Here is a 7,906-nt window from a genome sequence, read left to right as displayed (position 1 = left end):
TCGAGTGTTAATACGTCCATAATATCTTAGTTTACTACAACATCATATCGTTTACCGGCTAGTTTATAATAATCAACCAATGCACGTAACCGGTATAAACTTGCATCGCTGAATTGATAAGGTATATTCACAATAAAATCGTATGATCCACCAAAGTATGCACTGTCATTTTGCATGATAAAGGCTCCATATTCATCGGCATCTAATACTAATGGATCATTATCGCTGTCACGATGAATTAATGTAATGGTGTCGCCACCGGCATCACTTATATAGATCCGTCGAAGCTCAATGTCGAAGGCATCGTTCAATACTGCCTCAATTGACCAAACCTGAGAAGTATGAGCCAACTTGTAACGTATATCAGATTCATAGGTACGCAGCAAATTGAACAAGTACACAATAGGAGCCAGCACTGAACGAATAAAGCTAAACACAGTAGCTACACGCATACGTAAAGGTAATAGCAGCACCACAAACCTATTCCAGTTAATTTCCATCATAAGCACGATAGTTAAGTGTCAGGTTTTCATCTTTAACCACCATATAGCCGGCGTGAGGTTTCACTTTACCATCAATCACATCCCATTCATTATTAGCATATTTACTTTCAGCTGATAGAGTATTAGGTATTACCACTCCTTTAGTAATCTGAAGAGTATCTTCTAAAGCCAGGATAGTAAATTCACCATTGAAAGGCAGATTCTTCAGGTATGATTGAACTGTATCTTTAGCAGGCTCTCCACTTCCATCAATGGCAGATCCATCGGCATTCAATACCTGTGCATCATACCATATATCAATTACTAATCGGGCATCGTCCCCTTCATCACTGATGGTTTGCACAACAACACCAGCATCTTTAGCAGCTTGTATATATGAAGTAAAAGCCGTTATTTGCTCAGCACTTAAAGGAGCTAATTCACCATTCACCAGGCGCGCTACTTTTATAAATAACGTACCATTTATTTCATCAACAGCAGCGTAATCAATTACCTGTTTACTTTCATCAATTATGTCATAGGTGCCTGTAAGCGGATTAATGGCATCACCATATTGAAAAGCTTTGGAAAGATCTACATACCATTGTCGGTTATGAGTTAAACGAGCTGCAAGAGCAGCATCAACATAAGCTTTTAAGGTATCGTAAAGCGACTCCAGTACAAATATGGCTGAAGCAACGATGTAAAAAATAATACTTTCGAAGCTCACCTTTGCAAACACACTATCGAAGCTATCACCCATTGCAAAGCCATAATACGTGGCCATGGATTCATTAGCCATAAAGTCGGTAGTTATTCCTGCTTTTATTTCTGTTACTGTTCTTGCCATTTGTTTTAGTTCTTAGTTATTAGTCAGTGGTTAATAGCTACTGACTGTTATCTACTGACTACTGCCTAACTCACAATAAAATCCACTTCAATAGCCCAGTAGTCGATACCTTCAAGCACAGGTATTGAATCTTCAGTCTCGCTACTGGCAGTTTCCGGTACAATTCCTTTACTGGAGTAATAACTCACTATATCATTATCAATCACGGTAGGTAATTCAAGTTGTTGACCAGGTGTTAAGCTGTCGGTTATTGAAAGGCCGTTAAGCGATGCCAGTTCCATTACTGATTCAAAGCTTCCTCCCTTTTGAATAGCCACATCAAACAGGCTTTGTTTCTCGCTTACATGCACACCTGTTTGTCGCTTCAGTTCATTACTCCAGTAGATGACTTCGATGTTTTCGTTTTGTAAACTGGCATTTTCGGCAAAAGTTGCCGGAACCATATTTGCTTTTCTGAAGTAATCAACTACCTTGCTATTCCATTCTTCAGGCAATTCAAGTGAATAACCTGGAGACAACTCATCGGTCAATGACAAGCCATTTTCCATAGCCAATACAAAAGCTGCTTCGGGTGAACCCAGCTTCTGAACAGCTACATCAAATAAACTTTGTTGCTCGCTTACTTTATAACTTGCCATAATTGCCGTTTAAATACCGTTTAAATTGAAATGACATTAGTTTACTTGTGTCAATATTCCACTTTGCTATTTTATCAAGCCAAAACGCTTTAAAATGAAATATCCAAAAATCAACACTCCTGAACCTAATAAAAGAAGGATCCATAGAAGTGTTTTAGGTTTCTTTTCTTTCACTTTAGAGTCGATTGCAACCGACACACCGGATTTTGAGTCCGTCTTGTCAATAAGCAATTGATTAAAGTCTGTTGTAAGTACAGAGTCCTTTACTTGTTTGATGTCCTTTTTAGCATTGTTAACCTTGGTTGTTTCCCGGTAGGTTATTTGTTCCGGATATTGTTGGCCGCTTGAATCGGGCTTACTTAAAACAACTGTCACTTCGTTTACAACAACGCTATCACTCAGCACTGATTTATCTTCAAATTGAGTATCGACTTTAACCAGGCTAACACTATCGGTAGATACCTGCACATCGTTATTTTTAATCGTTTCAAAATCCGATTGTACATCCACCGTTTTTTTTACCGTTTTGCATCCGGTTAATGCAACCAGGAGAAATATAAAAACACCTACAGAAAGCTTATTACTACTGTCTCTTTTACTAATTCTCATTATGAATCTTTTTTATTTGTTCAACCATTGAGTCAAGATTCTCCGGAGTAATTTTATCCAGGAGCTTCACCATTTTATTATTAACCGTTGTCAATCTGGAAACCGCACGTCTTAAGCTTTCAACTTCCTTGCGCATTTGCTCGTTCACTAACTCATTTTCTTTCCTGGATGCTTCCAGTTCTTTGCGAAGATTTTCGGCCATTTCGCGCCAGATTGTAATTGCCTCCTGCACATTGTCAAGCTCCGAGGCTTTGGCATCGGCATTGGCTTTCTTTTTAGTGGCGCGCAACGTAACCAGGGTACCAATTAGGCCACCTCCTAAAACAAGGTTAAGTATCAGACTTACGAGTTCCATTTTTAACATTTTAATTATTCAAAAAGGTATTTGTATTCGCGAGGAATCTGCTTTAATAGAGCAGTCCGTATTTCCTTTTTCTCAATATCCCTGTCGCGGTTGATATCGAAAAGAGGGTTTTGCATGGCTACTTTATCCGATGTGATCCGGTAGGTATCAGGCTTACCAACAGCAGCCGGCCAAAAGATGCCACAATACAGATCCACAAAATCTTTATATCTGCCACGGGCAAACGATAGATGTTTCTTTACATATTCCATTTGCTCAACATTGCTCATTTGGCGTAAAGCATCTGTTGTGGTTCCTAGTCCTTTGGCAGTAGCAGGCATAAACTGAATCAATCCGGTTGCACCAATTCGGTTGGTAATACGATGATCCAATGTGTGAGCCGTTTCAAACCACATTAAAAACATTAAATGTTCAGGCTTTACTCCTAAATACATAGCCACTTCTTTAACCTTCGCAATAAAGGCTGTCTTGTTTTCTTTTATAAGATTTTCAAATATCATTACTCAACCGTTTTTATAGTTTTATTAATGCGATCCTTATACTCTTCATAGTTGATGCCGGCACGGGTAAAATGAGACCGTATACGCTGATCAATTTGCGATGGTGTGTATTTGCTCCGAATGAATTTTGTTAAGCCTGGTCCTAATAAAGGATCTTCCTTCAATTCGCCCTGACTCATCTCCAGAACAAGCGCTGCACACTGATCAGTACTATCACCAACCACTAAGCCGCTTAGGATTTTTCCACTACTATCCAGCTTCGGACGTATCATCAACTCATAATCCTTATCAAGCAAAACACCTTCCATCAATGCATTATTTTAGTATTTTCAATCTCAGCAAAGTCTCCCATTTCTTTTCCTGTTACCGCTGTTTTTAAAGCTACCTGCAACACACTTGGAGTATTAGCAGCCTGTGTTAATTCAGGGCCTGTAATCACATCAAGCATTGCCTTCAGTATGGCGTTGTTTTTCTCCAGGTTATCTTTCAAAGTGGGTGTAATGGTTAAACCTCCATTCGATCCACCATTGAATTGAATTAACTCCGCTTCATCTGCATGTAGCAAAAAGGCCGTTGCCTCATCACCTTCAATTATTGCTATCAGGCAATCGGTATTTAAAACTGGTTTAACAGCCATCGTTCCAACTCCCAACAACACATCAAAATATTCCAGTTCGTCACTGTCTGTGGCCGTCATAGTTTGTTCGTCCCAATTAACAGCCGTAGCTGTTACCCATCGCAAGGAGGCTTTCATATTACCGTTTAAATGTTGTTTAAACAGCTGCCCAAATTGGTCTAATTCACTTTTTAAAGTCATACAGCCTTATCTCCCAATTTACATGCTTGCCTATACTCTCCAGGCAAGTATGTTTTTGTTACTGCATCGATGTAGTATATCCCATCTTTTTCAGGATAGAGAACACTATTTAAGTTCATTTTCATGCCATGTTGCACACGAGGTACACCAAACAAAGTGACATCACCGTCTAATCCGGGTTGTTTGGCTTCATCGTAAATCTTTTTAGCCTCGCGCCGCATTTCATCCTCACTGATTTCTATACCACTCAATTCCTTGGTTAGTCGTTTGCCGGCTCCTTTATCTCCATACTCTACCTTCAGCTTTTTGCCTTTCTTTCGAATCAGGCTAATAATAACCATCGTGTCCTCAATAGCTTTTTGTTTCAGGCTTTCACTGGCTGTTCTCTCCAGTTGAATATCCACCGGATCCAATTCGTTTTTACTTTTACTGAAGGCATGAAGCTCTTTACCCTCAAACCAACTGTGAATACCTTGCTTTTTTAACTCATCCAGTATCTGACTGGAGGCCATATTTGAAAAACGAACATTACCTAATAATTGACTATCATCACACACAACTATATAACCTGGAGCAATTGCGGTCAGCAACTCTTTTAAAGTGCAATTCTGTTTGCTAACACTCACTGTCTGACGCTTCAGTTTATACATCTCATCCTCGCAGCTTATCACTAATGGAATACCTGCAGGAACCTTACTGACATAACCGGAGAACTCAAGCTCAAGATTACCGTCGTAACCCAACCATATTTCCACCGGATCACCTTCGCGAAACCACTCGCTTACTTTCATCCGGTTAAAGTCCTTCACTTTTCGCGGTGTGATAATTTCAGCGGTATCGGTTAATGATTGCCAGCTGCTTTCAATGGTACATTCACTAAAGCGCCGAATTCTGAAACCTTGACGTCCTTCGTTTGCCGGAAATACTATTTCACCATATTGTGCGTAAGTACTCATAGGATATCAGTTAACAGTAAATCTTCATCACTAACAGCCTCAATACTGTATTGCATCATATTCGGACGGCCTTGCACCGGCTTAAACGATAAGCTTTCTGTTACAATTCGGCTTATTTTGCGTTGAGCAAACAACTGGCCTTCCACTTCAATACTTCCGGCAATCTCATGGAACTTTTGGATAGCTTCCATTTGTTCAGCCACAGTTTGCTGAGTGTATGGGTTGTATTTGTCAGGTAGAATAATACCATTGATAGATATAGTCCAGTCACCTAAACCATAAATCTCTTTAACAGTTCCGCTATTAGTTGTTGTTTTACTCACAACCTTTGGCCTGTCAAAATCAACCATAGTAGCCAATGGCATTAATAAATCATTAAACTCATTCGGTATTAACTTTCCCGTATAATCCCAAATATTATATTTGCCACCTTTTAACCAAAAGGCACCATACGACTTTTGACCATATCGCACAGGAGCATTTTCATACTCCAGTTCCTCTTCAACTTCAACACCAGCATAAACAGACAGCTTCTTTTTATAGTCAAAGAACCAGGGTAAGTAGACAGGAGTTTCAACGTGGTAAACCTCGCTTAATAGATTGCCTACATAGCCAATGTCAATGGCTCCGCGATTGCTTGATATATTTGCTTTGAAATCTGTCATACTTACATACTGGCAGCGACCATACTGTCGCTTAGTTTATCATTAATAGCCCTTACTATTTTCTCAGCAATGCTTTCAAATTCACTTTTGTCTGCACCTGGAGCAATGGTAAAGTAGTTTTTAACGTCAATCCGTTGATTCACGTTTTTAATAGACCCACTTCCTCCGGATCCACTAAGTCCTTTTGCAGTTGTCGAACCATTAGCTGTTAGTTTTCCTGGAGTCAAAACAGGACTAACCTTGTTTATCGGAATAGCTCCAACTGGTTTAGGATTATTATCCGGATTCAGTTCCGGATCGACTACCGGGTTATCCTTTTTCCAGCTTTCAGCGCCTTTCGCCGCTCCTTTGGCATAAGACTCACCCATTTCGGTTCCATATTCAACAGCCGCATCTTTAATACTGCTTACTGCATCCTTAAAGGCATCCGCAAAACTGAAATCACTATCAAACCAATTCTTTGGATTGAATACTTTCTTGATCAGATCCCAAATAGACTGGAGAATATTCCAGATGAATTTATAGTATCCCAGGAAGGCCGTTTTAATAAATTCCCATACGCCCATTAAAACCTTTCTGAATGTCTCTGATGTTTTCCAGAAATAAGCGCCTAATGCAATTAATCCTGCAACAATAGCAGCTATCCAACCAATGATAGGTATGTTCATAATGGCAACTCCCAAACCTTTAGCCGCTGTACTCATCATGGTAAATCCACTGGAAGCAATGGTACTACCCAATGTTACCAGCTTACCTATAACAGGCATTGTTTTCAGTGTATTAAAAAGCAATTGCACACCTTTACCGGCATTGGCCATATTAGCAAATACAGTAACTGCACCGGCTAAACCATCTACAAAAGGTGTCATCTTTGAAGTGACATCGAACATGCTAATCTTTAAATCAGTGAACCAGGCACCGACACGACTCATCGTTTCGGTATAGCCACTCATTATAATATTAGCCTGTTCAGTAGCTGTATTAGTGCCTACTATCTTTCCCTGTAGATCCTCAATAAATCCAATATTATTCAGGATAACATTGGCCGCATTTTGGTTCTCAACTCCAAATATCTGGGCTATCAAAGTGGCATCAGACTGTGCTTTCTGCAGTTCCTTCAGGCGTTCAACAAATGGGCGTGTTTTATCGCTAACGATATCGTAATTAATACCCAACGCTTCCATTTTGGCAACGGCATTCTTTGGTATTACATCAATACCCGACATTTTACCCAACATGTTGCGTAGTCCGACACCTGCCTCAGAACCATAAATAGCACCTTTGCCCAATGCCTGGATAACAGCATTTGTTTCAGCAAACGTAACATTGGCATTTTTGGCCGCTGTACCGGCTTGTTTTATACTTTGCGTAATAAAAGGAACCTCCGCTGATCCTTCTTTCGATGCAGCCGCCATGATGTTCATTTGTTCGGTCATCTTGGTTGCCATTTCCATTGGATCCTGTATGTCCGAATTAAACTGAAGCATCGAACCGGTTAAAGCATTCATGGCTCCAACGGCATCACCCTTCATCGTTTTACTCAAAGTGGCTACGTTTCGCCCCATCAAGTCAAGCGCGTCACTGTTTTGTGCAATATCAGGCCCTAACTTTCCAAGGATGCCTTTATAACTCTCCAGCATAGCAGATGCATCTCCACCAAAGTCTTTTGCAGTAGCACGTCCTTTATCGCCCATTGCCTCCAGCGCATCACCTGTTACACCAGAAATAGCCTCCAGTTCTTTCATTTGGGCATTGAAAGCAGCACCCGGCTCATTGATCTTATTAAACTCATCGGCAATGTTATTGACTGCATCACTGATGGCATACAGGTCAATAGCCGACATTCCTTTTAGCTTATCACCACTTTTATCGGCTTTGGTACCAACTCCCTCCACAGCAGAAGCAGCCTCATCGCTTGCATTGATGATGCCTTTCATCGGTGAGGTGATTTTATCCACCAATTCAAGTATCCACTGAGTCGTTGTTCCCATCTCCCAATACGGTTGCTACTGCGGCTAAAATGGC

Annotated in this window: 11 protein-coding genes; all 11 read right to left on the bottom strand. The window is 40.4% G+C overall.

The window, feature by feature from the left end; translation table 11 throughout:
• Positions 1-26: 26 nt before the first annotated feature.
• The gene (locus KEM10_RS12975; protein WP_212216442.1) at positions 27-503 is read right to left on the bottom strand and encodes a hypothetical protein; all 477 of its coding nucleotides are present in this window, start codon (positions 501-503) and stop codon (positions 27-29) included.
• Positions 490-1,332 carry a hypothetical protein gene (locus tag KEM10_RS12970; RefSeq protein ID WP_212216441.1) on the bottom strand — a complete coding sequence of 281 codons (843 nt, stop codon included), beginning with the start codon at positions 1,330-1,332 and terminating at the stop codon, positions 490-492. Before KEM10_RS12970 ends, KEM10_RS12975 begins: the two co-directional genes overlap by 14 nt.
• Before the next feature lie 65 nt (positions 1,333-1,397).
• Complete coding sequence (locus KEM10_RS12965; RefSeq protein WP_212216440.1) at positions 1,398-1,970, bottom strand: LysM peptidoglycan-binding domain-containing protein; 573 nt, start codon at positions 1,968-1,970, stop codon at positions 1,398-1,400.
• 66 nt (positions 1,971-2,036) lie between these two features.
• Entirely contained in the window at positions 2,037-2,579 is a 543-nt protein-coding gene (locus tag KEM10_RS12960; RefSeq protein ID WP_212216439.1) for a hypothetical protein, read from the bottom strand.
• Positions 2,569-2,934: a hypothetical protein gene (locus tag KEM10_RS12955; protein WP_212216438.1), complete on the bottom strand. Its 366-nt coding sequence runs from the start codon at positions 2,932-2,934 to the stop codon at positions 2,569-2,571. Before KEM10_RS12955 ends, KEM10_RS12960 begins: the two co-directional genes overlap by 11 nt.
• A 14-nt stretch (positions 2,935-2,948) precedes the next feature.
• On the bottom strand, positions 2,949-3,443 hold the full coding sequence (locus KEM10_RS12950) for a transglycosylase SLT domain-containing protein (protein WP_212216437.1): 495 nt from the start codon (positions 3,441-3,443) through the stop codon (positions 2,949-2,951).
• A complete protein-coding gene (locus tag KEM10_RS12945; RefSeq protein ID WP_212216436.1) occupies positions 3,443-3,751 on the bottom strand; it encodes a hypothetical protein in 309 nt (102 codons plus the stop codon). Before KEM10_RS12945 ends, KEM10_RS12950 begins: the two co-directional genes overlap by 1 nt.
• Complete coding sequence (locus KEM10_RS12940) at positions 3,751-4,260, bottom strand: hypothetical protein (RefSeq protein WP_212216435.1); 510 nt, start codon at positions 4,258-4,260, stop codon at positions 3,751-3,753. Before KEM10_RS12940 ends, KEM10_RS12945 begins: the two co-directional genes overlap by 1 nt.
• The gene (locus KEM10_RS12935; protein WP_212216434.1) at positions 4,257-5,216 is read right to left on the bottom strand and encodes a hypothetical protein; all 960 of its coding nucleotides are present in this window, start codon (positions 5,214-5,216) and stop codon (positions 4,257-4,259) included. The genes KEM10_RS12940 and KEM10_RS12935 overlap by 4 nt, the downstream gene beginning before the upstream one ends.
• Complete coding sequence (locus tag KEM10_RS12930) at positions 5,213-5,881, bottom strand: DUF6046 domain-containing protein (RefSeq protein WP_212216433.1); 669 nt, start codon at positions 5,879-5,881, stop codon at positions 5,213-5,215. Before KEM10_RS12930 ends, KEM10_RS12935 begins: the two co-directional genes overlap by 4 nt.
• A gap of 2 nt (positions 5,882-5,883) precedes the next feature.
• Positions 5,884-7,872 carry a phage tail tape measure protein gene (locus tag KEM10_RS12925; RefSeq protein ID WP_212216432.1) on the bottom strand — a complete coding sequence of 663 codons (1,989 nt, stop codon included), beginning with the start codon at positions 7,870-7,872 and terminating at the stop codon, positions 5,884-5,886.
• Positions 7,873-7,906: the final 34 nt, after the last annotated feature.

This window comes from Carboxylicivirga linearis, assembly GCF_018271995.1.
Lineage (GTDB): Bacteria > Bacteroidota > Bacteroidia > Bacteroidales > Marinilabiliaceae > Carboxylicivirga > Carboxylicivirga linearis.
The sequence above is the reverse complement of the archived record's forward strand: the minus strand, read 5'-3'. Positions and strand labels throughout refer to the sequence as shown.

Bases quoted from the DNA above. Each gene is read 5' to 3' on its own strand.
- KEM10_RS12940 (WP_212216435.1), bottom strand. From the start codon at position 4,260: ATGACTTTAAAAAGTGAATTAGACCAATTTGGGCAGCTGTTTAAACAA.
- KEM10_RS12970 (WP_212216441.1), bottom strand. From the start codon at position 1,332: ATGGCAAGAACAGTAACAGAAATAAAAGCAGGAATAACTACCGACTTT.
- KEM10_RS12965 (WP_212216440.1), bottom strand. From the start codon at position 1,970: ATGGCAAGTTATAAAGTAAGCGAGCAACAAAGTTTATTTGATGTAGCT.
- KEM10_RS12955 (WP_212216438.1), bottom strand. From the start codon at position 2,934: ATGGAACTCGTAAGTCTGATACTTAACCTTGTTTTAGGAGGTGGCCTA.
- KEM10_RS12925 (WP_212216432.1), bottom strand. From the start codon at position 7,872: ATGGGAACAACGACTCAGTGGATACTTGAATTGGTGGATAAAATCACC.
- KEM10_RS12975 (WP_212216442.1), bottom strand. From the start codon at position 503: ATGATGGAAATTAACTGGAATAGGTTTGTGGTGCTGCTATTACCTTTA.
- KEM10_RS12935 (WP_212216434.1), bottom strand. From the start codon at position 5,216: ATGAGTACTTACGCACAATATGGTGAAATAGTATTTCCGGCAAACGAA.
- KEM10_RS12960 (WP_212216439.1), bottom strand. From the start codon at position 2,579: ATGAGAATTAGTAAAAGAGACAGTAGTAATAAGCTTTCTGTAGGTGTT.
- KEM10_RS12930 (WP_212216433.1), bottom strand. From the start codon at position 5,881: ATGACAGATTTCAAAGCAAATATATCAAGCAATCGCGGAGCCATTGAC.
- KEM10_RS12950 (WP_212216437.1), bottom strand. From the start codon at position 3,443: ATGATATTTGAAAATCTTATAAAAGAAAACAAGACAGCCTTTATTGCG.
- KEM10_RS12945 (WP_212216436.1), bottom strand. From the start codon at position 3,751: ATGGAAGGTGTTTTGCTTGATAAGGATTATGAGTTGATGATACGTCCG.